The sequence below is a fragment of the Microbacterium sp. KRD172 genome (assembly GCF_017168295.1).
Classification (GTDB): Bacteria; Actinomycetota; Actinomycetes; order Actinomycetales; family Microbacteriaceae; genus Microbacterium; species Microbacterium profundi.
In genome coordinates this window covers 2062642-2086202 of sequence record NZ_JABFAS010000002.1, presented here as the reverse complement: position 1 = coordinate 2086202, position 23561 = coordinate 2062642, and the positions used below count along the sequence as shown (strand labels likewise).

The following is a 23561-nucleotide window of genomic DNA, read 5'->3' as shown; positions in this document are numbered from 1 at the left end:
GGCGGTCTACTGCAGAACGTCCGCGATCTCGTCGAAACGGAGCCTGCGGCCCGTGAAGAACGGGACCTCCTCCTTCACGAAGCGACGAGCCTCGGTGTAACGCAGATCGCGCATGAGATCGACGAGTTCGGTGACGTCGTCGGCCTCGAGGGGAAGGATCCATTCGTAGTCGCCGAGGGCGAAGGCTGCGACCGTGTTGGCGATGACGCCCGTGAACGCCGCGCCCTTGCGCCCGTGATCGGCGAGCATCTTGCGCCGATCCTCTTCGGGGGCGAGATACCACTCGGGTGTGCGCACGAACGGGTAGAGGCACAGCCAGCCCTTGGGTTCGACACCGCGCAGGAAACCGGGCACGTGGGCGCGATTGAACTCGGCATCGCGGTGCACGCCCATCACGTTCCAGACGGGCAGCAGCGTACGCAGCAGCTCAGTCCGGCGAAGACGGCGCAGCGCCTTCTGGAGTTCTTCGGCCGTGTCGCCGTGCAGCCACACGAGCAGATCGGCGTCTGCCTTCAGTCCCGAGACGTCGTAGAAGCCGCGGATGGTGATGCCGGAATCCTCGATGTGCCCGGAGATCGTCTCCAGCTCGGTCGCATCGGTCTCAGCGACCGGTGCATCGGGATTGCGTCGCCATACGGCCCAGAGGGTGAAGCCGGTCGGGTTCTCTTCGCTCACGTCGGACATGCGTCCAGTCTGCCCCTTTCTCGAGGAAGGAGCGAATGCGACCGACGGACGTCAGCGGGCGAGAGCGCGCGCGATCGCCCAGACGAGAGCACCGGCGATCGCAGCGACCCCGACGGCCGCGGCAACAGCACCGACCGGATTGCGATCCGCGAACACGCGGGCCTTCGCCGCCCCTCGCACCGAGGCCTTCTCGATGCGACGGGGCAGGTTGCCCTTGACCTCGATCGCCGCGAGTGCGGCCTTCAGCTCGGCACGAGCGGATGCCACGGGGTCGGTGATGCCCGCAGGAACAGCGGTACGGGGCAGATTCAGTTCAGAGTTTGTCATCACCGGCATCCTTCACGATTCGAATATCGGTCGCGACGGCCTGGCCGGGGTTCTCCCGACGCAGCACCTTGCGGAATTTCAACAGTCCGAACACTGCGCACACCAGCACGCAGAGCAGGAGCAGTGCGAGCATTGCAAGCGCCGAGAGCCACACCGGCCACCACGACGACAGCCCGGCGACCGCGAACACGAGGATCATCGGGATCAGCCAGAACAGGAAGAACAGCGCGATCAGGAACCAGACGCTGCCGATTCCGGCATCCTTCGCCGTGCGCGAGATCCAGACCTTCGCCGCTTCGATCTCGGCCTTGACGAGCTTGCTGACGAGTTCTGGAACGTCACCGAGCAGCGTCAGGAAGCTGTCGTCGGCGCGGTCACGGTATCCGCGGACCATGTCAGTTCCCGTTCGTCGTCTTCTTCGCCGCGGACCCTGTCGACGCGCTCGAGGAGGCAGCGCCCGTCTTGGCTGCGGGCTTCTTCGCGGCGGGCTTCTTCGCAGCCGCCTTCGCGTCTTCGATCACGTCTTCGGCCACATCGGCGACGTTCTCCGCCGCTTTCTTGGTCGTGGCGATCGCGGAGTCGAGCTTCTCGCCAGGAGTCGTCCCGTTGCCGACGGACCCCGCCACCTTGACGATCCCCGACCAGACGGCACCCGGAATCGCTGCGGCCTTGTCGCCCGCGAACGCGGTGAGCTTGGTGACCTGCTCCTGAACCGGGTCCAAGTGCCAGACCTTGAGCCACTGCGTCTTGATCTGCTCGTAGCGCTCGCGTCCGGCGCGCGTGCCGAGTACGTAACCGACGCCGAGTCCGACGACGAGTCCGATCTTCCCCTTCATGGGGTCTCCTCACGTTGTTCCGGTCAGGCCGCAGGATTCTGCCCCTGTCGGCCAGGTACCCAGCGTAACCCCATATGCCGATTTCGGCATCTATGCCTCAGGGGGTTGACAGCCAGAGTTCACTTACGTCCAGAGCAGTGCCCGGCGCAGACGATCGGCCTCGTTCTTCGCATCCGGGATGACCTGGGCCAGGCCCGTTCCCGCGAGCCACGCCCCGACGACGGCGAGGCCGTCGACCTTCTGAACGGCCGCCCGCACCGCGACGCGGCGCTCGGCGGCTCCGATGAGGGATGCCGGCTGCGCCTGCGTGAATCGAGCCCGGTGCGAGTCGACGAGCATCGACTCCGGCAGCGGCACTCCGAGCATGTCGGCGGCCTCGCTCAGCGCGAGCCGAGCGGCCTCCTCGTCGTCGAGCGCAGCGGTGGCGGCGGGCTCTCCCTGAGCGCCGAACGACACCCGCACGATGTGGCGGCCACCTGCCGTCTCGCGCAGCCACGACCACTTCGCGGTGGCGTGGGTGAGCGCCTTGGCCACATGGCTGCCCGGCATGGTGAGCACCCCGGTGCCGCGCGGCGCGGCATCGAGCGCCGGGGCATCGAGCAGCAGGCTCACGATCTCGATCTCCGGGGCCGCACCCGCGGCGCCGAGCGCATCGATGTGGGTATCGAGCAGTGCACGGGCACTGGGCTCCGCGGTGGCGACGATGACAGCATCCGCTGTGAGCGTCTCCGTGCTGTCGTCCGCGTCATCCGCCGCATCCTCGCCTGCGGTGTCTGTCAGGAACGTGACGGTCCAGCCGTCGCCTTCCCTGACCAGGCTCTGCACATCGATCCCGGTGCGCACGACACCACCGAGCTCGACCAGGTCGTCCGCGAGCGCGTACACGAGCACACTCATACCGCCGGCGAGCGCCTCCACGGCGGAACCGGGGGCCCGCTTCGCACGGTCGGCGCGGTCCGCGAGCAGCTGAGCGACGCCGCCTGAGAGCGAGCCCGCCCTGGTCATGGCCTCGTTGAGACCTGGCGCTGCGACTTCGATGTCGACGTCATCGGGATGCGCGGAGTAGACACCGGCGGTCACAGGGGCGACCAGTCGGCCCAGCACCTTGTCGCCCATGCGCGTCGACACGAGCCGGCCGAGACTGTGCTCCTTGCCGATCGTCAGCGGCGGGCGCAGCCGGTCGACGTATGCGCGCCACGCTCCGCCCCAGCCGATGATCCGACGCACGTCGTCGGCGAACGGATTCGAGGGGATGCCGAGGATGCCGCCCTTGGGCAGCGGGGCGGGGGCGACGCCTGGAACGCCGACCAGCCATGCGCCTGCCGGGTTCGGAGTGACGACGCGGTCGGTCAGACCGAGATCGGCGAGCAGTTCGCGCACGTGCCCCCCGCGCGTCGCGTAGCTCTCTGCCCCGGCATCCACCACGATCGAGTCGAGTTCGGCTCGGCGGATTGCTCCGCCCAGGCTCTCTGCCGCTTCGAGCAGCGTCACCTTCATGCCGACTTTGGCGCACTCACGAGCGGCGACGAGACCGCCGATGCCGCCGCCGATGACGATGACGCGGCGCTCGGCGGCTCTGGCCGCGAGTTCGACCGGATCGTCCGTCATGCCTGCGCCGACTCCGCGCGCGAGTGCACCAGCTCCACGATACGGGTGAGCTGGTCGGGGTCCGTCTCCGGCGGCACGCCGTGGCCGAGGTTGACGATGTGCGCTCGGGCAGCCCGACCGCGCTCGAGCACGTCGCTCACGTGCGCCTCGAGAACCTCCCACGGAGCAGCCAGCAGTGCCGGGTCGATGTTGCCCTGCACGGTGACATCGGGTCCGAGGATGCGTGCGGCCTCATCGAGCGGCTGACGCCAGTCGACACCGACGGCCGACGCGATGCCGTCGAGTCTCATGTCACCGAGGAAGGGTCCCGTGCCGACACCGAAATGGATCACGGGTATGCCGAGGTCCGTCACGGCCGCCTTGGAGTGCGGCGCGATGAACGCACGATAGTCGGCGGGGTTGAGTGAGCCCGCCCACGAGTCGAAGAGCTGCACGGTCGCCGCTCCTGCGTCGCGCTGCGCCTCGAGGAACCGGCGGGAGATCCGTGAGAGCCAGCCGGCGAGCCGGTTCCAGGCTTCGGGGTCGGTGTGCATCATGGCGCGGGCGCGCAGGTGCTCCTTTGAAGGACCGCCCTCGACCAGATATGCGGCGAGCGTGAACGGCGCACCGGCGAACCCGATCAGCGGAGTGTCGCCGAGTTCGGCGGTGACGATGCGCACGGCCTCGGCGATCGCCGTCGTGTCCAGCGAGTCCGGGTCGATCGCGGTGATCCGGTCGACGTCGGCGCGCGTGCGCACCGGCTCTGCGAACACAGGGCCGCGACCGGGCTCGATGACCACGTCGACGCCTGCCAGACGCAGGGGGATGACGATGTCGCTGAAGAAGACCGCCGCATCGACGCCGTGACGCCGCACCGGCTGCAGAGTGATCTCGGCCGCGAGGTCGGGGGTCAGGCATGCGTCCAGCATCCGCGTGCCGACGCGGAGCTCGCGATATTCGGGAAGGGAGCGTCCGGCCTGACGCATGAACCAGACCGGGGTCTGCTCTGGTCGATCTCCGGCGAGCGCGCGCAGCAGCGGGGCAGTGGATGAGGACATGCATCCATCTTCCCATCCGGTCTCTATGGGTGCCCGGTGTCCGCATCCAGGAGGCACTCCGAAAGGTTGCGTAGGATGTACCTGTGCTGCTGTGTGTGACGGCGAACCACAAGACCGCCTCTTTCGAAATGCTCGAACGACTGAGCCGCACCCCCGACGACGTCGCGCCGAACCTTCTGCGCCTCGCTCCGTGCGTGCAGGGTGCAGTCGTCGTTTCGACGTGCAACCGCTTCGAGGCGTACGTCGAGGTCGACGAACCGGTGACCGCAGCCGGTGCCGTCGGCGTCGAGGCGGTGCTCGAGGCGATCGAGCAGTCGGCGGGCATCCCCGCCGAGGAACTCGACGGGGCCTACGCCGTGCACTCCGGCCGCCGGGTCGCCGAGCACCTGTTCGCAGTGGCATCCGGTCTGGAATCCGTCGTCTCGGGTGAAGGCGAGATCGCCGGCCAGGTGCGCCGCGCTCTCACCACGGCCCGCAAGCACGGCACGACCTCCCCCGAACTCGAGCGGCTCTTCCAGCGAGCCAGCCAAGCGCAGCGCAAGGTCAAGAACGTCACCGCACTCGGACGCGCCGGGCGGTCGCTGGTGCGCCTCGCGCTCGAACTGGCCGACAGCCGCATCGCCGACTGGTCGGCCGAGCGCGTGCTCCTCGTGGGAACGGGTGCGTACGCCGCGGTGACGCTCGCGACGCTCCGTGAGCGCGGCGCGACGAACATCTCGGTGTACTCGCCCTCCGGCCGCGCGGAGCTCTTCGCCAAGAAGCACGACATCACCGCGGTCTCCGAAGCCGATTACGCGCGCATCGCGACGGCATCCAGCCTGCTCATCACCTGCACCACCGCGACCGAGCCCGTGCTCGGCCGCGCGCAGCTGCAGGGTCAGACAGGCGACGCGTCCGCCGGCTGCCCGATGGGCCAGCAGACCTCGCAGCTCGTGATCGACCTGGGCATGCCGCGCAATGTCGACCCCGACATCGCGAGCCTCGAGGGTGTCGCGCTGCTCGACCTCGAGACGATCCGCCTGCACGCCCCACTGGAAGAACTGCAGGCGACGGATGCCGCGCGCACCGTGGTCCGAGAAGCCGCAGACACGTTCCACGTGGTCGGTGCACAGCAGAGTGTGACGCCGTCGGTCGTGGCGTTCCGCACCCACATCCTCTCGCTCATGGAAGCCGAGATCGAGCGGGCTCGCTCGCGAGGCGACGAGGGCGGCAAGGTCGAGCAGGCCATGCGCCACCTCGCCGGCGTGCTCACGCACACCCCGACCACGCGGGCGCACGAGCTCGCGGCTCAGGGACGAGGCGACGAGTTCGCCGCTGCGCTCGAGACGCTGTACGGCATCACGGCCGACGTCGCCGCCGATGCTCCAGCGGCCGAATCGGCCTGACCTGCGGCGACGCTTCCCTCGGAGAAGTACACCTTCGCGCGGAGCAATCTGGCGTGATTCCTCCGCGCGAAGCGCACATCTCCGGCGAAACTGCACGCGTGAGGCCCCACTTCGCCCTGCTGGTCGGGATGCTCCCCGACCAGCACGTTCGCTAACCATGTGCACATTGTGGTCATCTTGTACAAGTTGTACGATTGGTGTATGATCTCCGTCACCCTTTCCCAGTTCCGCGCGCGTCAGAGCGACCTCATCGCACAGGCGCAGCGCGAACCAGTCGAGATCACCTCGCGCGGAGCGGGTCGCCGCGCCATCGTCGTCTCTCCTGAGTTCTTCGACCGCGCGCTCGAAGCGCTCGAGGACCAGGCCGACACCTACGCAGCACGGGAGGCTCGCGCGGAGACCGAGCCCCGCATCTCCCACGAGGAGCTGATGGCCGAACTCGGGCTCTGAGGCCGTCAGACCCCACGCTTGTCCTACCAGATCACATACAGCCGCGCTGCGGCCAAGGCGTTCCGCCGTATCCATCCGCGGGATGCCGAACGCATCAAGCAGGCTATCGAGGAACTTGCCGCAGACCCCCGCCCGGAAGGGGCCATCGTGCTGGTCGGCGGCGACGGCGAGATGCGGATCCGTGTCGGCGACTACCGGGTCGTCTACGACCTCCACGACGACGAGCTCGTGATCCTTATCCTGCGCGTCGCGCACCGGAGGGAGGTCTACCGGTGAACATCTACCATCAAGGCATGAATGAGGATACGACCAAGCCATTCAGGGGCAATGTCAAGTGGTGGGAGCAACGCCGGGGTTCACGCGGCGAGTAGTAGCTCGTTGAGTCGGTTGGCTGGGGTCTGAAGCTCAAGGGTCGGGCGGGGGCGACGGTTCAGTGTCGCAGCGACTCGGCGGAGGTCTTCGGGGGTATGGGCGGAGAGGTCTGAGCCCTTCTCGAACCAGAACCGCAGCAGCCGGTTGGTGTTCTCGTTGGTCCCGCGTTGCCAGGGCGAGTGCGGGTCGCAGAAGTAGAGCGTCGTGTCCAACGCGGTCTGGATCTGGGCGTACTCGGCCAGTTCCGTTCCGCGATCCCAGGTGATCGAGCGGCGCAGATGCTCGGGCAGGTCGCCCATCTCTCGGATCATCGCCGCAGCGACGGTATCGGCGGTGTGATCTCCGGGGAGGTGGAGCAGGATCGTGAAGCGCGTCGCGCGCTCGACGAGAGTGCCGATCGCAGTCCCATCACACCCGATGATGAGGTCTCCTTCCCAATGTCCCGGAACAGCCCGGTTCTCGACCTCGGCCGGCCGGTCACTGATCTTGAACGCTTCCTTGTAGGGGCTGTTCTTGCGCCGATCGGATGTGTGGGCAACACGCTTGTTCCGTTTCAGGGAGAGCTTCTGCGCCAGATCTGCCCGCAGCTTTCCGCGGGTCTGGACGTAGAGGGCCTGGTAGATCGTCTCGTGACTCACCTGCATAGTCCGATCATCCGGGAAGTAGAACTCCAACATTGCTGAGATCAGCGCCGGGCTCCACCCCTCATCCATCCACACCTCGATCAACCGGCACAGCGCCTCGTTCTCGATCAGCGCGAACGGCTTCGGACGCCGCCTGGCCTGGTGCGCTCTCGTGTGCGCGACAGACGCGTAATACACCCCGTCCGGGCTCGTATTGCGCTTCACCTCCCGCCAGATCACGGACTTATCCCGACCGATTTCCGCCCCGATGCGGGCATAACTCATGCCCGCACGTCGGCCCATCTGAATCATCCCTCGCTCGTGCGCTGTCAGCATCCGCTCACTGATCGGCATCACGTCCGGCACCGGATCAGCAAGACCACCCGTCGCGCCTCTATCGATCGTCATGCCCCCAGACTGGGCCCACCACCGCGATGCCGACGCAGTCCCCGCGCCGACACTCGCCGCAGCACTCACCGTCGTCGCGCCAGCGCACACCAAATCAACGAACGCAGTACGAGTACCAGGCGGAAACAACTTGACCATGAAACGCTCCTTCATCAGAGCGTTGCTCCCACCATATGAATTTGCCGCGAGATGACCGACACTTCCCTCCTTCGAACGCCGATGCTAGGCGCGAGCGGCCTCCGAGACGCGGCGAGCCGCGTCGAGCGCCTGCTCGAGGTCGGCCTTGAGGTCGTCGATGTTCTCCAGGCCCACCGACAGCCGCACCAGACCCGGCGTGACGCCGGAGGTGAGCTGCTGCTCAGGAGTCAGCTGCGAATGCGTGGTGGATGCCGGGTGGATGACGAGCGAGCGCACATCGCCGATGTTCGCGAGGTGGCTGAACAGCGAGAGGCTGTTCACGAATTCGCGACCGGCCTCCACGCCGCCCTTCAGCTCGAACGACAACACGGCGCCGACGCCCTTGGGCAGGTACTCGTTGGCCTTGGCGTACCAGGGAGAGGTGGGCAGACCCGAGTAGTTGACCGACGCGATGTCATCGCGGCCGTCGAGCCACTCGGCGACTTCCTGTGCGTTCTGCACGTGGCGCTCGATGCGCAGCGACAGCGTCTCGATGCCCTGGATGAGGTTCCAGGCGCTCTGCGGGGCGATCGCCGAACCGAGGTCGCGCAGCAGCTGCACGCGGGCCTTGATGATGTACGCGAGCGGGTCGCCCACCGCGGTGGTGTAACTGGCGCCGTGGTACGAGGGGTCGGGCTCGGTGAGGCCGGGGAACTTGTCGACGTTCTTCGACCACTCGAAGGTTCCGCCGTCGATGATCGCGCCGCCGATGGTGGTGCCGTGTCCGCCGAGGAACTTGGTGACCGAGTGGACGACGATGTCGGCGCCGTGCTCGAACGGACGCAGCAGGTACGGGGTCGCGATCGTGTTGTCGACGATGAGCGGCACGCCGTTCTCGTGCGCGACGTCGGCGACGGTGCGGATATCGAGCACGTTGATGCGCGGGTTGCCGATCGTCTCGGCGAACAGGAGCTTCGTGTTCGGGCGGATGGCGCTGCGCCATTCCTCGGCGTCATCCTGGTTCTCGACGAAGGTCACCTCGATGCCGAGCTTGGCCAGGGTGTACTTGAAGAGGTTGTAGGTGCCGCCGTAGATCGAGCTGGATGCGACGAAGTGATCGCCGGCCTCTGCGATGTTCAGCACGGCGAACGTGGACGCCGCCTGGCCGCTGGCGAGGACGAGGGCCCCGGTGCCACCCTCGAGCGCTGCGAGGCGCTGTTCGAGGACGTCCTGCGTCGGGTTCTGGATGCGGGTGTAGATGTTGCCGAACTCGGCCAGGGCGAACAGGTTCGCCGCGTGGTCGGCACTGTCGAAGACGTACGACGTCGTCTGGTAGATCGGCGTGGCACGTGCCTTCGTGACGGGGTCGGGCGCAGCGCCGGAGTGGATCTGCTTGGTCTCGAAACGCCAGGTCTCAGGTGCGGACATGTGTTCCCCCTGGAACGGATTGAGGTCGGTGCGGCGGATGCCGTTGATGAGAGCGTACGTAAGGACCGCGGTGTCAACAACGAAGGGGAAATGTTACGTAACATGCCGGCACGCCGGAACCGCAGTGAGAAGGCGATGAGATGAGGCGAAACGTCGTACGGTGGAGGCATGGTGACACGGCGTGCAGTGGTGACAGGTGCGAGTACGGGAATCGGGGAGGCGACGGTTCGAAACCTCCGTGCGCGCGGGTGGGAGGTCGTCGGCGTGGCGAGACGCGCTGAGCGTCTGCAGACACTCGTCGACGAGGTCGGCGCATCGGCCATCGCGTGCGACCTGACGGACGCGGATGCCGTGGATTCGCTCCTCGCGGAACTCGAGGAGTCCGGTCCCGTGCACGCGCTGGTGCAGGTCGCCGGTGGTGCGCGCGGCACCGAGCGGATCGAGGACGCGAGCATCGCCGACTGGCAGTGGATGTTCGACGTCAACGTGCTCGCCACCCAGCGCCTGGTCGCCGGCATCCTCCCGCAGCTGCGTCGTGCCGCCGAATCCGACGGGCACGCGGACGCGGTCTTCGTGACGTCGACCGCCGCACAGATCGCATACCCCGGCGGCAGCGGCTACAACGCGGCCAAAGCCGCGGAGTCGATGCTCGTCAAGGTTCTCCGGCAGGAGCTCAACGGCGAGCCGATCCGCGTCGTCGAGGTCGCGCCCGGCATGGTGCACACCGAAGAGTTCACGCTGAACCGTCTCGGCGGTGACAGCCTCGCAGCCGAAGCGGTCTACGCCGGGGTCGAGGAGCCGCTCAACGCGCACGATGTCGCCGACGTCATCGGCTACGCATTGGATGCGCCGGGCCATGTCAATCTCGACCTCATCACGATGCGTCCCGTCGCCCAATCGGCACAGCATCTGCTGGCGCGGGGACCGTTGCGGGTCCGCGGCGGTGAAGGCTGAGCCCGCATGCCGGGCCGCTCTCTTGCGCAGCTCGCGGATGAAGGGCTGATCGACTGGGACTGGGCGGAGGCTCTCGCGCCCGTCGCGGATGTCATCAGCGCACTCGGCGAACGTCTGCGGCTCGAGCAGGCGGAGGGGCGGGGCTACCTCCCCGCCGGCGACCACGTGCTCCGCGCGTTCCGGCGACCGCTCGCTGATATGCGGGTGCTGATCACAGGTCAGGACCCTTATCCGACGCCCGGGCATCCCATCGGCCTGTCGTTCGCTGTGGAGCGCCACGTGCGCCCGCTCCCGCGGAGCCTGAACAACATCTACGCCGAACTGCAGAGCGATCTCGGCATCCCGCCGGCATCGCACGGCGATCTGACGACGTGGAGTGACCAGGGCGTGCTGCTGCTGAACAGGGTGCTGACGGTCGCGCCCGGTGCACCGGCATCCCATCGCCGCTGGGGCTGGGAGCAGGTCACCGAACTCGCCATCCGCACGCTCGCCGCTCGCGATCAACCGCTCGTCGCGATCCTGTGGGGGAGGGATGCCGCGAACCTGCAGCCGATGCTCGGAGATACGCCCGTGATCGCCTCTGCGCACCCGTCGCCGTTGTCCGCGCATCGCGGGTTCTTCGGATCCCGGCCCTTCTCGCGTGCGAATGCGTTGCTCGAGCAGCAGGGGGCGAGCGCGGTGGACTGGCGCGTCGACCACGAACTATAAGCTGAGCGCATGCAGTTCGAACCGGGAGACCGACGTCGAAGACTGCCGCGTCATCTGCGCGAGCCGGAGCCCGATCAGGGCACGTTCTCGTTCACTATCCGATCCGCACTGCAGCGCGATCTTCCCGACGTCCGAGAGATCTACAACCACTACGTGGCCAACTCCGTCGTGACGTTCGACGAGAAGCGCAGCACGCACCGCTACTGGCGCGAGAAGTTCGCGATGCTGACGAAGCTCAAACTGCCGTTCCTCGTCGCCGTGACGCCATCGAACCAGGTGATCGGGTACGCGCTCGTCCAGCCGTGGGCGAGCAAGTCGGCGTATCGCTACACGGTGGAGGATTCGATCTACCTCGGACCCGGCGCAGGAGGCAAGGGCCTCGGGTCCGCACTGCTGCAGGCGCTCATCACCGCATGCGAGGAGATCGGCCTGCGCGAGATCGTCGCGGTGATCAGCGACAGCGGCGCCGAGCCGTCGATCAGGCTGCACAACAGGTTCGGCTTCGTCGAGGTCGGACGCATGGGGCGGGTCGGCTTCAAGTTCGGCCGCTCACTGGGAACGGTCTACCTGCAGAAGTCGCTCACGCCGAAGTCTCGCCGCCGCCTGTTTCGGGGATGACGGGGATCGCGGCCAGCAGACGCTTGGTGTAGTCCTGCTGCGGATGCAGGAGCACGTCCTGGGTCGCACCGCGCTCGACGATGCGGCCGTCCTTCATCACCGCGACGGTGTCGCACAGGTTCTGCACCACGCCGATGTCGTGCGAGACCAGGATGAGCGCGAGATCCTCGGTCTGCAGCAGACCGTCGAGCAGTTCGAGGATCTGCGCGCGCACGGTGACGTCGAGGGCGGAGAGCGGTTCGTCGCCCACGAGGATGCGCGGTCGATGTGCGATGGCTCGTGCCAGGGCGACGCGTTGGCGCTGGCCGCCGGAGAACTCATGCGGATAGCGCTCGGCCATGTCGGGCTCCAGGCCCACCTGCGCGAGCACCTCGCGCACACGTGCCCGATGATCGCCTGCGATGCCGAGGGCCCACAGCGGCTCGGTGATGATCTGCCCTGCATTCATCCGCGGGTCGAGCGAGGCATACGGGTCCTGGAACACGAGCCCGCTCTGGCGACGGAGCCAGTGCAGCGAGCGGGCGGAGGCCGTGGCATCCACCGCCCTTCCATCGATCGACACGGTGCCGGACGTCGGCCGATCCAGCGCCAGCAGCAGGCGCACCAGCGTGGACTTGCCAGAGCCGGATTCGCCGATGATGCCGATCGCCTCGCCGGCCTCGATGTCGATATCGGTCGGATGCAGTGCGGTCTGCGTGCCGGCGCGTTCGAGCATCGTCCTCTTCGCGACGGGGAAGTCACGCGAGAGGCCGCGTGTGGAGATCAGGCTCATCGTTCACCGCCTTCCGGTCGCCACAGCGTCGCGGTGGCATCGCGCAGCAGTCCCTGGGTGATCGGTGACGAGGGTGCCGTGAGCAGGGTCGAGACCGGCGCCGACTCGACGACGCGTCCATCCTCGAGTACCACGCCATGCGTCGCGACCTGGGCCAGGACGGCGAGGTCGTGCGTGATGAACATCAGCGACATGCCCTGCTCCTCCACGAGCGAGAGCAGCAGCTTCAGGATCTCGGCCTGGATCGTCACGTCCAGAGCGGTCGTGGGCTCATCGGCGATCAGCAGCCGCGGCCGGCAGGCGAGGGCCATTGCGATAGCGACGCGTTGCCGCTGACCGCCGGAGAGCTGGTGCGGGTACTTCTGCACGATCGACTCCGGGTCGGGCAGGCGCACGCGTGCCGCCTCCTCGACGGCGCGCGCTCGGGCCTCGCGCTTCCCGGCTCCGGTGTGGATGCGCACGGATTCCGCGATCTGACGCCCGACGGTGCGGATGGGGTTGAGGGCGGTCCGCGGCTCCTGGAAGACGATGCCGATGTCATCGCCGCGGAAGCGCGCGAGCTCACGATCCGGCATGCCGATCAGCTCGGCGTCATCCCAGCGGATGCTGCCGGTCGCCGTCGCGCCGTCGGGCAGCAGCCCGAGGATCGCGAGTGCCGTGAGCGACTTGCCGGAGCCGGACTCGCCGATCAGCCCCAGGCGCGCGCCGTCCGGCACGTCGAAGGAGATGCCGTCGATGACGCGGCGCCCGTCGATCTCGACGACGAGGTCCTTGACGGAGAGACTCATGCGACCACCGCCGGTGTGTGCAGCTCGGCACTGCGATGGCGAAGTGTCGGATCGGTCGCCTCACGCAGTGCGTCGCCTAGCAGGTTGAGCGCGAGCACCGTGATCGTGATGGCGAGGCCCGGCCAGATCACGGACAGCGGATGGATGCTGATGTACCGTTGCAGATCCGACAGCAGGATGCCCCACGACGGTTCGACCACCGACGCCCCGAAGCCGAGGTACGACAGCCCGGCTTCGGCGAGGACCGCCACCGCCATCGACCACGACAACTGCACGATGAAGACCGGCGCGACGTTCGGCAGCAGGTGACGCACCAGGTTCTGCGCGGGGGTGAGCCCCGCCGCCCGGCCGGCGAGCACGAAGTCGCTCTGCTGCACGCGACGCAGCTCTGGTCGGGTGACACGGGCGATGTTGACGCCGAAGCCGATGCCGACCGCCCAGATCACGACCCACAGCGACCCGCCCCAGACCGAGGAGATCATCATGGCGATGATCAGCACGGGGAACGCGATCAGGATGTCGACGAGCACAGCGACGGTCTCGCGCACCCACCTGGCGGTGAGCGCTCCGAGCGAGGCGAGGGCTATTCCGACGATCGTTGCGACGATCCCCGCGCCGATGCTGACGAAGACGGTCGTGCGGGTCCCCGCCATGACGAGGCTGAGGATGTCGCGCCCGGTGTTGTCCGTGCCGAGCAGATGCGGCCAGCTCGGCGCAGCCCAGCGGTCGCGCACGTCGGCGTCGAACGGGTTGAAGGGGGTCCAGAAGACCGAGATCAGGGCGACGAGTGCGATGACGATCACGGTGATCAGACCGAAGCGTCCGGTGGTGCTCCTCCACAGGTCTCGCAGCCAGCGGGGCATCAGGCGGCCTCTCGCTGGCGCGGATCGACGAAATGGTGGATGAGATCGACGATGAAGCCGATCACCAGTACGAGACCGGTGAGCACGAGCAGTTCGCTCTGCACCTTGATCAGGTCGCGCGTGCCGACGTCGGCGACCAGCATGCGTCCGATGCCAGGCAGCGTGAACAGCTGCTCGATGACGACCGAGCCGACGATGATGCCCGCCACCTGCAGACCGAGCACGGTCACGATGGAGAGTCCGACCGCAGGGATGCCGTGCTGAACGAGCGCCCTGTTGCGGGTCAGTCCCTTGGCTGCGGCGGTGCGGACGAAGTCCTGCCCACGAGCCTGCAGGGTGGCGCTGCGGACGAAGCGCAACAGCATGGCGCCCTCGACGATTCCGATCGTGAGCGCGGGCAGTATCAGTGCCCGGAAGGCCTGCCAGGGCTGCTCCCATCCGCCGCGGGGGAAACCCTGGGCGGGGAGAGCGCCGAGCCACACCGCGAACACGACGATCAGCATCATGCCGGCCCAGATCACCGGCACCGCAGCCAGCGCCTGCGCGGTGACGCTGAGCGCCGTGCCGGAGGCGCGGCCGCGCCACAGCGCGGAGAGGATCCCGAACGGCACGGCGATCAGCAGTGCGATCACCAGCGCCATCAGCCCGAGCGGAACGGTCACCTGCGCCTTCTCGGCGAGCTCCGCTCCGACGGATGCGCCGCTGAGCTGAGAGGTGCCGAGGTCGCCGGTGAGCACTCCGCCGATCCACTCGCTGTACTGCACCAGCAGAGGACGGTTGAATCCGAGCGATTCCCGCAACGCCTCGACAGTGGCCGGTGATGCCTGGGTGCCGGCGATGAGCTGGGCGACGTCGCCGGGGAAGACGCGCAGCGTGAGGAAGATGAGCACGCTCGACACGAGGAGCCCTGCGATGAGCAGGACTCCTCGTGTGAACGTGTAGCGGATCACGCCGTGGCTACTCGGCGGCTTTGGCGACACCCGCGAGGTTGATGCGCGAGTTGATCGAGTCCTGCGGGAACCCGGTGACGACCGGGGATACCGCGGTGATGGTGGCGCCGTTGTAGAGCCAGTCGGCGGCGTGATCCTCGGAGACCAGACGTGCAGCCTCGGCGAGCAGCTTCGCCGAAGCATCCTCGTCGACCTCGGCGAGCGCGTCGGCGTACAGCGACTGCACCTCGGGGTTGTCGTAGTTGAAGTAGTAGTCCGGGTCGGCGAAGTTGCCGAAGTCGCGCGGCTCGACGTGCAGCACGAAGCTGAGCTCGTAGTCCTTGTTCGTGTAGACGTCCTCGAGCCACGTCGGGAACTCCACCGCGTCCACCTCGAGAGTGACTCCGACCTTGGCGAAGTCCGAGACGAGCACCTGCGGCACTGTGGTGCCGTAGAACGACGGGATCGTCAAGGTGAGGTCGAGGTTCTCCTGACCCGCCTCCGCGAGCAGCTCTTTCGCGCGGTCGGGGTCGTACGGGGCGACATCGGAGAGATCCTCGTAACCGGGGTCGAGTTCGGGGATGGGGCCGTAGAGCGTCGCTCCGGCGCCGACCGCCTCGACGAGTCCCTCGTGGTCGATCGCGAGCCGCAGCGCCTCGCGTACACGCGCGTCATCGAGCGGAGCCTTGGCATTGTTGAACGCGAGCACCGCCTTGTCGGTGGTGCGCCCGGTCGTGAGAGTGAAGTCGCCGGAATCCTCGAGCTGCGGCGCGAGGTTCGGGTCGACCGCGGTCAGCACGTCGAGGCTGCCGTCGAGCGCCGCGTTCACGCCGGCGGTGAAGTCGGGGATGTACTCGAACACGACCTCTGCGACCTTGGCCGGCTCGCCCCAGTACGCGTCGAAGCGGGCGAAGGTGATGGTACTGCCCTTGCTCCAGTTCTCCAGCGTGAACGGACCGGTGCCGTTCTCCGCGGTCTGCAGGTCGGTCGTGTCTCCGGACTGGAAGACGAGTCCCGCAGGGCCGGTGAGGGTGAACAGGAAGTTCTGATTCGGCTCGGTGAGGGTGATCACGACCGTCGTCGCGTCCGGTGCCGTTATGGATGCCACGTTCGCGAACTCGGCGTTGCCCTGGAGCGTTTGGTCGGTGCGCACAGCCTCGTAGGATGCGACGACATCGGCGGAGGTGAGGGCGGTGCCGCTGTGGAAGGTCACCTCCGGGTTCAGTGTGAACGTGTAGGTGAGGCCGTCGTCCGCGACCTCGTACTCCGATGCGAGACGCGGTTCGATCTCGTTGTCCTGGCTGCGGGTGACGAGTCCCTCGTAGATGTTGTCGATGAGGATCTGCTCGATCGCGGCACCGCTGGTACGACGGATGTCGAGGTTGGTCGGCTCGAGGACGAGCCCCACCGTGAGGGTGGCGTCCAGGTCGGGCTCACCTGTCGAGGTCTTCACCGGTTCCGGCGAACCTGCGCAGGCGCTCAGGATGACGGCGGTGGCGGCGAGCGCGGACAGGACGGCGAGGCGTCTGTTTCGTCGGAACATGAAGTTGTGGATCCTCTCGGTGCGGCAGGTGCTGTGTGCCGGTGCAGTAGAGCGTAGAGCGGTGCGGTCAGTGAAGTGGGAACAGCGGAATACGGCGTCGCATTCCTCAGGCGGGGGAGTGCGCGGCAGCGCGGATCAGATCGGCGAGCTCACGAGGAGCGGTCTCCTGCACATTGTGCGAAGCGTCCATGGCGACCACGCGGGCGGTCGGGACACGTCGGAGCAGTTCATCGCCGTCGGCCTCGCTGACGAAACCCGAGGTCGCTCGTACGAGCGTGATCGGCGCCTGCGTGCCGGCGAGATCGTCCCAGCCGGTGGTGCGCAGGATCGGCGCTGTCGCACCGACACCCGCGGGAGAGTCGGCCGGAGCGAACACCTGGGCCGCGAGATGGGCGAAGTGATGCTTCCACTCGACGCGCCCGTCGGCACGGATGCGTGAGTTGAAGAAGACGCCGCGTTCGGTATCGGCGCGCGAGCCGCCGAGGCCGAACGACATGGCACGGTCGACCAGATCGTCGCGGGAGGCGAAGTCCGTCGGCCCCGCGTAGAACTCGCGCAGGGCGGCCGGGCCGCCTGAGGAGTCGATCCCCGGCGTGATGTCGACGGTGATCAGCTCGCGCACCAGATCGGGGCGAGCGGATGCCACGGCCGCTGCCGTCAGCCCGCCGAGGGACTGACCAACGAGGATCTGCGGTTCGACCGTCCACTTCTCGAGCGCGACGATGACGTCCGCCGCGAGGGTGCGAGCGGAGTAGTCGAGGTCATCGCGCCAACTGGAATCGCCGTGTCCGGCGAGATCGATGACCAGTGCCGGCTGCTGCAGCAGCAGTGCCGTCGTGTCCCAGGTGTGCGCGTTGAGTCCTGCTCCGTGCAGAAGTGTGACCACGGGCGGTTCATCGCCGAAGCGAAGGGCGCTGAGCTCTCGTCCGTCGGCGAGACGAACGGTCACACGTTCGACAGGGGGTACGGGCACGTTCAGTACCTGCGCCTGCTGGGGAAGATAGCTGAACTCACTTGTCTCTGTGGCCACGACCATATTCTGCCCCCAGTCCATGCTCGTGGGAAAATGCAGAAGCGATATGCCAACTCAGTGCCGCCCCCAAGCGACCAGTATGCCAAACCTCATGCACTTGTAGTCTGCAGGATGCATTTCCTGCCTCTCGGAGAGGGTGGGCGGGCGCCCGTATCATTGAGGTATGAGCGAGACACGAGTGCACTTGTCGAAGACGGAACCGACCGCCTATCAGGCTCTCGATGCATTCTCTCGCACAGTGGGCGAGATCTGTTCCGCGAATGGCATCGACGACCGTCTCAAAGAGATTGTCATGATCCATTGCTCGCAACTGAACGGTTGCGCGTACTGCACCCGGATCCACTTCGATCGGGCGGCGACTGCAGGCGTCGATGCCGATACGCTCCTGCAGATCCCGACCTGGCGTGAGAGCGGTGTGTTCTCGGATCGCGAGCGCGCGGCCCTCGAACTCGCCGAGGCATTCACCTTCATCCACGATGGCGGGATCGCCGACGATGTGTACGACCGGGTCGGCAGCGTGTTCACCGAGAAGGAGTACGCCGCACTGAGCTGGGCGTGCGTCTCGATCAACGCGTTCAACCGCATCGTCATCGCAGGCCGTTATCCGGTTCCGCCCCGCGCGGCTACGGCGACGGCGTGACGGTCATCCATGTCGAAGGTGTCTTCAACGTCCGCGACGTGGGAGGCATACAGGCTGAGGGCGGGCGGATACGCGAGGGGCGGCTGCTGAGGTCGGGGAACCTCGTCGCTGCCACACCTGCAGGCGTCGCGGAGCTCGAGCAGCGCATCTCGCACATCGTCGATCTGCGTGACGACCAGGAGGTCGCAAGCGCGCCGTCTGCGACGACGTCGATCGCGACGACTCACCTTCCCCTCTTCCTCGGCTCGGTCGCCTCGTTCTTCGAGGACGACATGAGCCTTGACGAGATGTACCGGCAACTGCTCGAGGAGAGCGGTGAGCGGCTGACGGATGCCATTCGTGTCATCGCTCGCGGAGAACCGACGCTCGTGCACTGCACGGTGGGCAAGGATCGCACGGGTGTCACCGTCGCGCTCGCCCTCGCGGCAGTGGGCGCGGATCGTGAGTCGATCATCGGCGACTACGCGCTCACCGCATCGATGCTGCCGCCCGAGCGCAACCGCAGGATCGTCGCGTTCCTGGAGGTGCAGCATCCGGAGGCGAAGCATGCGGTCGCCTTGGCCACTCTGTCCCCCGCAGAAGTGATGCGGCGAGTCCTCGAACAGGTCGACGCGCGCTGGGGTTCGGCGGCCGGGTACCTCGCGGCGAACGGGATGACGGATGCCGAACTCGGCGACCTGCGGCGTGCGCTGGTCGTAGACAGAGGCGTGTAGGTAAGGCAACCCTTCATCGGTGTTACAATGGGGAGATCATGACGACCTCCATCGATGTCCGCACCGGCCGAGCTCAGCGCCGCGCAGCGCGCATGCGTGCGCACTACCTGGTGACGGCCGACGAGAACTCGCTGGCTGAACTCGAGGCATTCCTCGTGACACTTCCCCTGTGCGCATCGGGGCGCATCTTCATCGAAGTTCCGAACGTCGATGACATCGGCGTCATCGAGGCACCGGCCCGCATGACCGTGACCTGGCTCGCCCGCTCATCACGCTCGGGTGCAGCCGGATCCGGGCGCTCCTGCGCGCCAGGCGCAGCGATCGCGCGCGCAACGTGCGCCTGGGCCGATGAGATGCTGTGCGATGGCGAGAACCCGACGCACGTGACCCTGCTCGGTGGCTACCTCGGCACGGCCGACATCATCGAGCACCTCACGGGTGCGCTCAGCATCCCGGCATCCACGATCCACGCCCCAGAGCGCTTCGGTCTGCTTCCGCTCGACCGCTAGACGGTTTGGGGGCTGCGACCGGTCCCTGAGCCTGCCGAAGGGCGCCGCACGTAATTGCCGTCTTCCAGTCCCGCTTCGATCTCGAAACGGTTGCGCATCGGATCACGGCCCGCGAACAGATAGAGCACAGGCATCAGGAAGCCATAGCGCAGCCACTGCGCCTTGTGCACGGCCTCATGGCGCAGGACGGCATCGCTCGCCCTGGTGTCTCCTGTCAGGAAGCACCCTCCGACGCAGACGCCACCACGGTTGAACGTCCACTTCGGCATGCCCTGGAAGACCCAGAGTCCGCTCCTTCTCTCGACCGGTCCCGTGCTCCAGATCGATCCCCAGGTCCAGCCGACCGCTGTTCCCCAGGCATAGCCGAGGCGGCTGATCGGCGAGCGCAACAGGAACGCCGGGATGCGGCGGTCGAAGCGACGTCCCCGCGCGAGAACCGCATCCGCGGTCGTGCGCCAGTCCTCGATCACAGGGGAGCACTCATGCGACGGCACCCACGAGACGAAGGATCGCGCCCAGGTCTTCCACCGCGTCGTCGGCGGACCGCGGGGCGAAGCCGGCGATCGTCGCGCCCGCGAGAGGAATCCGCGTGCGGAGTGCACGGATGGCCGCGCTGAGTGCGCTCGTGCTGACACCGAAGGGCGCGGCCGAGGACACTCCCGCGAGTTCGGACGGGTCGAGCACGTCCACGTCGATGTGCACCCAGACGCGGCTCGCGCCCGTCGCGGCGACGGCATCGGCCAGGGCATCCACGTCGTCGAGGTCGTCGACGGACAGCTGGGTGAGGCCGGCGAGCGGTTCCTCTTCTTCGTCGTCCACGATGCGAGCACCCACGGTGATGACGCGATCGCGCGCAATGCCGGGAGAGAGCGCGAGCTCAGGCGCGCCTTCGCCGAGTACCGCGCGCAGCGCCATGCCGGAGAAAGCTCCTGAGGGCGAGGTGTCCGGCGTGTGCAGGTCGGGGTGCGCATCGCACCAGACCACAGCGATGTCTTCGCGGTCGATCGCGTCGAGAGCGGCGACAGTCACGCTGCAGTCCCCGCCGATGAGAACCGTCTCCGCAGCGATCTCCTGCGCGATCAGCTCGCGGACGCGCTGAAGCGAACTCAACCGATGCACGCGGGTGCCCAGCGAATCACCGGCTTCGAGCGGAACGTCGAGCACGGTGCTGGCCTTGCGCGGAAGGTCCCCGGCGATGGCGGATGCACCGTCGACGAGCAGCATCGCGCGAGGGGCAGGGGAGCCCTGCCACTGCGGTGCCACGAGAAATCTGGCCACGAGGACCTCCAGGGTGAATGGGGGATGCCCCGGGCACAGCGGCCCGGGGCATCAGGAGTCTCAGGACTCGATCTGCGACTGCGACGCGCCGGACTTGAGCTCGGCGAGCCTGGCCTCGACCTCGGTGAGCTCACCGAGGTCGTCGAGGCTCTCGAACTGCGCGTCCAGGCTCGATGCCGCGAGCTCGACCTTGCCTTGGGCGAGCGCCTCCTGGCGGCGGACCTTGTCTTCGAAACGACCGAGCTCGCTGGTCGGGTCGAGCACGTTGATCGACGAGACCGCGTCCTGCACCTTGGTCTGCGCTTCGGCGACCTTGGCGCGGGCGAGCAGCTCGCTGCGCTTGTTCTTGAGCTCGCCGAGCTTGTCCTTCATGCCGTTCAGGCCGCTCTTGAGCTTGTCGACGATCTCGGTCTGCGATGCGATGGTCGGCTCTGCGCCGGTCGCTTCGCGTTCCGCGCTGATCTGACGCTGAAGGGCGATCTTCGCGAGGCTGTCGAACTTGTCGGCGTCAGACGTCTCGCCGCTGTTGCGGAGTTCGTCGGCCTTGCGGCTCGCTGCGATGGCCTTGTTGCCCCAGTTCGTCGCGGACTGGACGTCTTCCTCGTGATCGCGCTCCAGGAGGCGCAGGTTGCCGATCGTCTCGGCGATCGCCGCCTCGGCGTCTGCGACGTTGTTGGTGTAGTCGCGGACGAGCTGGTCGATCATCTTCTGCGGGTCTTCCGCAGAATCGATCATGGCGTTGATGTTGGCCTTCATCAGGGTGGAGATGCGACCGAAGATGGACTGCTTGGTCATGGTGTTTCCTTTCGGTTGAGACGGAGTGGTCTGAGATCGGTTACGTCGTGAGAAGAAGGAAGGAATGTTAGAAGCGCCCCCCTCTGGAGCGCCCGCCGCTGCGGCCGCTGCTGCGCGAACCGCCGAAGCTCGACGGACGGCTGCTGCGGCTGCTGCCGCTGGATCGCCAGCTGCTCCCGCCGCTCCATCCGCCCCCGCTGCTGCGGCTCGAGCCGCCGCCGCTGAGCAGGCCGCCGAGAATGCCGCCGAGGATGTCGCCGCCGAGGCCGCTGCCACCGCCGCTTCCGCCGCCCCAGCCGCTGCTGCTTCCGCCACTCCAACCGCCGCCGCCCCATCCGCCGCTGTTGAACGAGGAGACCTCGCTCTGCGCGTACGAGATGGCTTCGCCGGCGAGGCTCGCAGCACGGGTGGCGCGTTCGGTGGCCAGAGCAGGATCGGCCTGCTGATTCGCCACGGCCTCGGAGTACGCGGCGTTCGCCTCCGCGAGCCGGGTGCGGGCCGTCGCGCCGATCGCACCGCGGCGGGTCGTGATGAAGTCATTCGCTGCGGAGATCTGCGCCTGCGCCTGAGCCAGCCTCTGCTGCAGCATCCGTTGCGCGCGCTGCGCGACCGCGGATGCTTCACGGGCCTGTCCGAGCGCCGCATCGATCTGCGTGTTCGCCGAGTCGAGCGTCTCGAGCGTCTGCTGCGGGTTGCGCTGGGCGGACTGCAGGCTCGCATGCGCGCTGTCGATGCTCGTCCGGGTACGGGCGATGAGCGGGGCGAGTTGCGCCTCGGAATCGGGCATCGCCGCGGCTGCGGCGAGATCGGCCTCGAGATCGGCGATGAGTGCGCGTGCCTGCTCCTCCACCGCCGACAGGTTCGCGCCGAGGCTCGTGACCGCGGCCGTCAGCTCTTCGCTCTGCTGTACGGCGGCCTCTGCGGTGCGGATCGCGAAGGCGGCCTCCCCGTTCTTACCGGCCGCGATCAGCTGAGAGGCCTCCGCCATCTCGGCATCGGCGAGCGACAGCCGTTGCTGCGCCTGCGCGGGGTTCTCCGCGACGGTCGAGAGGGCTGCCGCGTCGTAGTTCTGCGACAGTGCGGCGAGAGAGGCCGGCGCAGTGGCGAGTGCCTGCTGAGCGGCCGCGCGACGCGCCGTGAGCCGTTCGAGTGCCTGCGGCGCTTCGGCTTCGAGCTTTCGCAGCTCCTCGAAGGCTTCGACGTTCTCATCGAGCAGATCGTCCGCCGCATCGCAGAGCTGGATGATCTGGATGTGCCAGGCGCGGCGCTGCTCGGCCGTATCGGGCACCTCGTCGTCGATCTGCTGCTTGAGAGCGAAGGCTTCGGCGATCTTCGCCTGCGCGGCTTCGACGACCTGCGTGAAAGCCGCGGTCGAATCCTCGCCATACTGGGCGACAGCGAAGCCGACCTCCTGACGGCTCGAAGTGATGGCGTCATCGGCCTGCACGAGCGCGCTGCCCACCTGTTTCTCCAGATCGTCGTCGCTCACGGACGCGTACGGATCGTTCGGATCGGGGACCGTCGGGCGCGCAGCATCCTTCTTCTTCTTGCGCGAGCGGACGATCAGCACGATCACGACGACCACGATCGCCACGATGACGAGCGCGATGAGGATTCCGAGGAACCCGCCGGCATCTCCGGCCTGGCCGCCCTGACCGGGGAACGCATCTGCCGCGGCGATGACAGCGCCGTCCCAGTCGCTCGCGCGCAGACCGTTCTCCATCGCCTGCACGACCGCGTCGATCTGGCTGTCGCTCAGTGGGCCACTGGCATCCGCGGAGATCGCATACTGCCCGGCGTCGATCGCAACGGCGATCAGATACTGATCGGCGCCGAGTCCGTTGTCTGCGGCCACCTGGTCGGTCCAGTCCACGCTGTCGGCCGGATCGGTGAACTCGTCGACGAACACGACGTACAGGTCGCCACCGTCCGCCGCAGCCAAGTCGTCGAGCCGTGCGTTGGCGGCATCCAGCTCGCCGGAACTGAGTACACCCGCCTCATCGGTCACGAAGTCGGAACTCAGCGTCACCGGGGGCGTCGCAACCGCCGCCGATCCGGCCCAGCCCGAAGCGAACATCGCCACGATCAACCCCAGCACGACCGTCATACGAGTCCGCATTGTGCTCCCTCCGAGGCGGCTCAG

General features: G+C 67.4%; 27 protein-coding genes. 9 read left to right on the top strand and 18 right to left on the bottom strand.

All coding sequences use genetic code 11. The features are described 5' to 3' along the window. Positions 1-6: 6 nt before the first annotated feature. The 6 genes from hemQ to hemE all read right to left on the bottom strand — a co-directional run bounded on the left by hemQ (position 7) and on the right by hemE (position 4492). Positions 7-684, bottom strand: coding sequence for a hydrogen peroxide-dependent heme synthase (gene hemQ / locus J1M43_RS10505; RefSeq protein ID WP_206476629.1), 678 nt, complete (start codon positions 682-684; stop codon positions 7-9). A gap of 51 nt (positions 685-735) precedes the next feature. Further along, the gene (locus tag J1M43_RS10500) at positions 736-1011 is read right to left on the bottom strand and encodes a hypothetical protein (RefSeq protein WP_033105829.1); all 276 of its coding nucleotides are present in this window, start codon (positions 1009-1011) and stop codon (positions 736-738) included. Further along, positions 998-1405, bottom strand: a complete 408-nt coding sequence (locus J1M43_RS10495; protein WP_033105828.1) for a phage holin family protein — start codon at positions 1403-1405, stop codon at positions 998-1000. Before J1M43_RS10495 ends, J1M43_RS10500 begins: the two co-directional genes overlap by 14 nt. 1 nt (position 1406) lies before the next feature. Next, positions 1407-1847 carry a hypothetical protein gene (locus tag J1M43_RS10490; RefSeq protein ID WP_052166858.1) on the bottom strand — a complete coding sequence of 147 codons (441 nt, stop codon included), beginning with the start codon at positions 1845-1847 and terminating at the stop codon, positions 1407-1409. Between the two features lie 123 nt (positions 1848-1970). Continuing rightward, positions 1971-3455, bottom strand: coding sequence for a protoporphyrinogen oxidase (gene hemG / locus J1M43_RS10485; RefSeq protein ID WP_206476628.1), 1485 nt, complete (start codon positions 3453-3455; stop codon positions 1971-1973). Then, a complete protein-coding gene (gene hemE / locus J1M43_RS10480) occupies positions 3452-4492 on the bottom strand; it encodes a uroporphyrinogen decarboxylase (protein WP_206476627.1) in 1041 nt (346 codons plus the stop codon). Before hemE ends, hemG begins: the two co-directional genes overlap by 4 nt. Positions 4493-4575: 83 nt before the next feature. On the opposite strand from hemE, the gene J1M43_RS10475 reads away from it, so the two are divergent. From J1M43_RS10475 to J1M43_RS10465, 3 genes are all read left to right on the top strand, one after another. Next, the gene (locus J1M43_RS10475; RefSeq protein WP_206476626.1) at positions 4576-5877 is read left to right on the top strand and encodes a glutamyl-tRNA reductase; all 1302 of its coding nucleotides are present in this window, start codon (positions 4576-4578) and stop codon (positions 5875-5877) included. A gap of 201 nt (positions 5878-6078) precedes the next feature. Beyond that, positions 6079-6327: a type II toxin-antitoxin system Phd/YefM family antitoxin gene (locus tag J1M43_RS10470; RefSeq protein ID WP_033105824.1), complete on the top strand. Its 249-nt coding sequence runs from the start codon at positions 6079-6081 to the stop codon at positions 6325-6327. Between the two features lie 18 nt (positions 6328-6345). Further along, positions 6346-6603 (top strand): type II toxin-antitoxin system RelE/ParE family toxin, encoded by a 258-nt coding sequence (locus tag J1M43_RS10465; protein ID WP_206476625.1) that lies wholly within the window; start codon positions 6346-6348, stop codon positions 6601-6603. A gap of 80 nt (positions 6604-6683) precedes the next feature. On the opposite strand, the gene J1M43_RS10460 is transcribed toward J1M43_RS10465, so the two are convergent. Continuing rightward, a complete protein-coding gene (locus tag J1M43_RS10460; RefSeq protein ID WP_052166658.1) occupies positions 6684-7868 on the bottom strand; it encodes an IS30 family transposase in 1185 nt (394 codons plus the stop codon). An 84-nt stretch (positions 7869-7952) separates the two neighbouring features. Then, positions 7953-9275 (bottom strand): bifunctional o-acetylhomoserine/o-acetylserine sulfhydrylase, encoded by a 1323-nt coding sequence (locus tag J1M43_RS10455; RefSeq protein ID WP_206476624.1) that lies wholly within the window; start codon positions 9273-9275, stop codon positions 7953-7955. A gap of 168 nt (positions 9276-9443) precedes the next feature. Between J1M43_RS10455 and J1M43_RS10450 the strand changes: the two genes are divergently transcribed. The 3 genes from J1M43_RS10450 to J1M43_RS10440 are packed head-to-tail and all read left to right on the top strand — an operon-like array spanning position 9444 to position 11555. Continuing rightward, entirely contained in the window at positions 9444-10229 is a 786-nt protein-coding gene (locus J1M43_RS10450) for an SDR family oxidoreductase (RefSeq protein WP_206476623.1), read from the top strand. 6 nt (positions 10230-10235) lie between these two features. After that, a complete protein-coding gene (locus J1M43_RS10445) occupies positions 10236-10937 on the top strand; it encodes a uracil-DNA glycosylase (protein ID WP_206476622.1) in 702 nt (233 codons plus the stop codon). Positions 10938-10946: 9 nt separating this feature from the next. Beyond that, positions 10947-11555 (top strand): GNAT family N-acetyltransferase, encoded by a 609-nt coding sequence (locus tag J1M43_RS10440; RefSeq protein WP_206476621.1) that lies wholly within the window; start codon positions 10947-10949, stop codon positions 11553-11555. On the opposite strand, the gene J1M43_RS10435 is transcribed toward J1M43_RS10440, so the two are convergent. From J1M43_RS10435 to J1M43_RS10410, 6 genes are all read right to left on the bottom strand, one after another. Next, positions 11518-12327 carry an ABC transporter ATP-binding protein gene (locus J1M43_RS10435; RefSeq protein ID WP_206476620.1) on the bottom strand — a complete coding sequence of 270 codons (810 nt, stop codon included), beginning with the start codon at positions 12325-12327 and terminating at the stop codon, positions 11518-11520. The genes J1M43_RS10440 and J1M43_RS10435 overlap by 38 nt on opposite strands. Beyond that, on the bottom strand, positions 12324-13115 hold the full coding sequence (locus tag J1M43_RS10430) for an ABC transporter ATP-binding protein (RefSeq protein ID WP_206476619.1): 792 nt from the start codon (positions 13113-13115) through the stop codon (positions 12324-12326). Before J1M43_RS10430 ends, J1M43_RS10435 begins: the two co-directional genes overlap by 4 nt. Further along, positions 13112-13978, bottom strand: a complete 867-nt coding sequence (locus J1M43_RS10425; RefSeq protein ID WP_033104689.1) for an ABC transporter permease — start codon at positions 13976-13978, stop codon at positions 13112-13114. Before J1M43_RS10425 ends, J1M43_RS10430 begins: the two co-directional genes overlap by 4 nt. Beyond that, positions 13978-14928, bottom strand: a complete 951-nt coding sequence (locus J1M43_RS10420; RefSeq protein ID WP_033104688.1) for an ABC transporter permease — start codon at positions 14926-14928, stop codon at positions 13978-13980. The genes J1M43_RS10425 and J1M43_RS10420 overlap by 1 nt, the downstream gene beginning before the upstream one ends. Positions 14929-14935: 7 nt before the next feature. Then, positions 14936-16450 (bottom strand): ABC transporter substrate-binding protein, encoded by a 1515-nt coding sequence (locus tag J1M43_RS10415; RefSeq protein WP_206476618.1) that lies wholly within the window; start codon positions 16448-16450, stop codon positions 14936-14938. A 106-nt stretch (positions 16451-16556) separates the two neighbouring features. Beyond that, positions 16557-17486, bottom strand: coding sequence for an alpha/beta fold hydrolase (locus tag J1M43_RS10410; protein ID WP_206476617.1), 930 nt, complete (start codon positions 17484-17486; stop codon positions 16557-16559). Positions 17487-17646: 160 nt separating this feature from the next. Here J1M43_RS10410 and J1M43_RS10405 point away from each other — a divergent pair, with 160 nt between their 5' ends. The 3 genes from J1M43_RS10405 to J1M43_RS10395 are packed head-to-tail and all read left to right on the top strand — an operon-like array spanning position 17647 to position 19345. Continuing rightward, on the top strand, positions 17647-18123 hold the full coding sequence (locus tag J1M43_RS10405) for a carboxymuconolactone decarboxylase family protein (protein WP_033104685.1): 477 nt from the start codon (positions 17647-17649) through the stop codon (positions 18121-18123). After that, entirely contained in the window at positions 18120-18836 is a 717-nt protein-coding gene (locus tag J1M43_RS10400; protein ID WP_033104684.1) for a tyrosine-protein phosphatase, read from the top strand. The genes J1M43_RS10405 and J1M43_RS10400 overlap by 4 nt, the downstream gene beginning before the upstream one ends. A 38-nt stretch (positions 18837-18874) precedes the next feature. Further along, positions 18875-19345 (top strand): SIP domain-containing protein, encoded by a 471-nt coding sequence (locus J1M43_RS10395; RefSeq protein ID WP_033104683.1) that lies wholly within the window; start codon positions 18875-18877, stop codon positions 19343-19345. Here J1M43_RS10395 and J1M43_RS10390 read toward each other — a convergent pair. The 4 genes from J1M43_RS10390 to J1M43_RS10375 form a co-directional block, all read right to left on the bottom strand. Continuing rightward, the gene (locus J1M43_RS10390) at positions 19342-19815 is read right to left on the bottom strand and encodes a hypothetical protein (protein WP_052166657.1); all 474 of its coding nucleotides are present in this window, start codon (positions 19813-19815) and stop codon (positions 19342-19344) included. The two genes, J1M43_RS10395 and J1M43_RS10390, sit on opposite strands and share 4 nt — an antisense overlap. A gap of 10 nt (positions 19816-19825) precedes the next feature. Further along, entirely contained in the window at positions 19826-20623 is a 798-nt protein-coding gene (locus tag J1M43_RS10385; RefSeq protein ID WP_206476616.1) for an arginase family protein, read from the bottom strand. Positions 20624-20683: 60 nt separating this feature from the next. Beyond that, the gene (locus J1M43_RS10380; RefSeq protein ID WP_033104681.1) at positions 20684-21418 is read right to left on the bottom strand and encodes a PspA/IM30 family protein; all 735 of its coding nucleotides are present in this window, start codon (positions 21416-21418) and stop codon (positions 20684-20686) included. A gap of 67 nt (positions 21419-21485) precedes the next feature. Then, positions 21486-23525, bottom strand: coding sequence for a TPM domain-containing protein (locus J1M43_RS10375; protein WP_206476615.1), 2040 nt, complete (start codon positions 23523-23525; stop codon positions 21486-21488). Between the last annotated feature and the right edge of the window lie 36 nt (positions 23526-23561).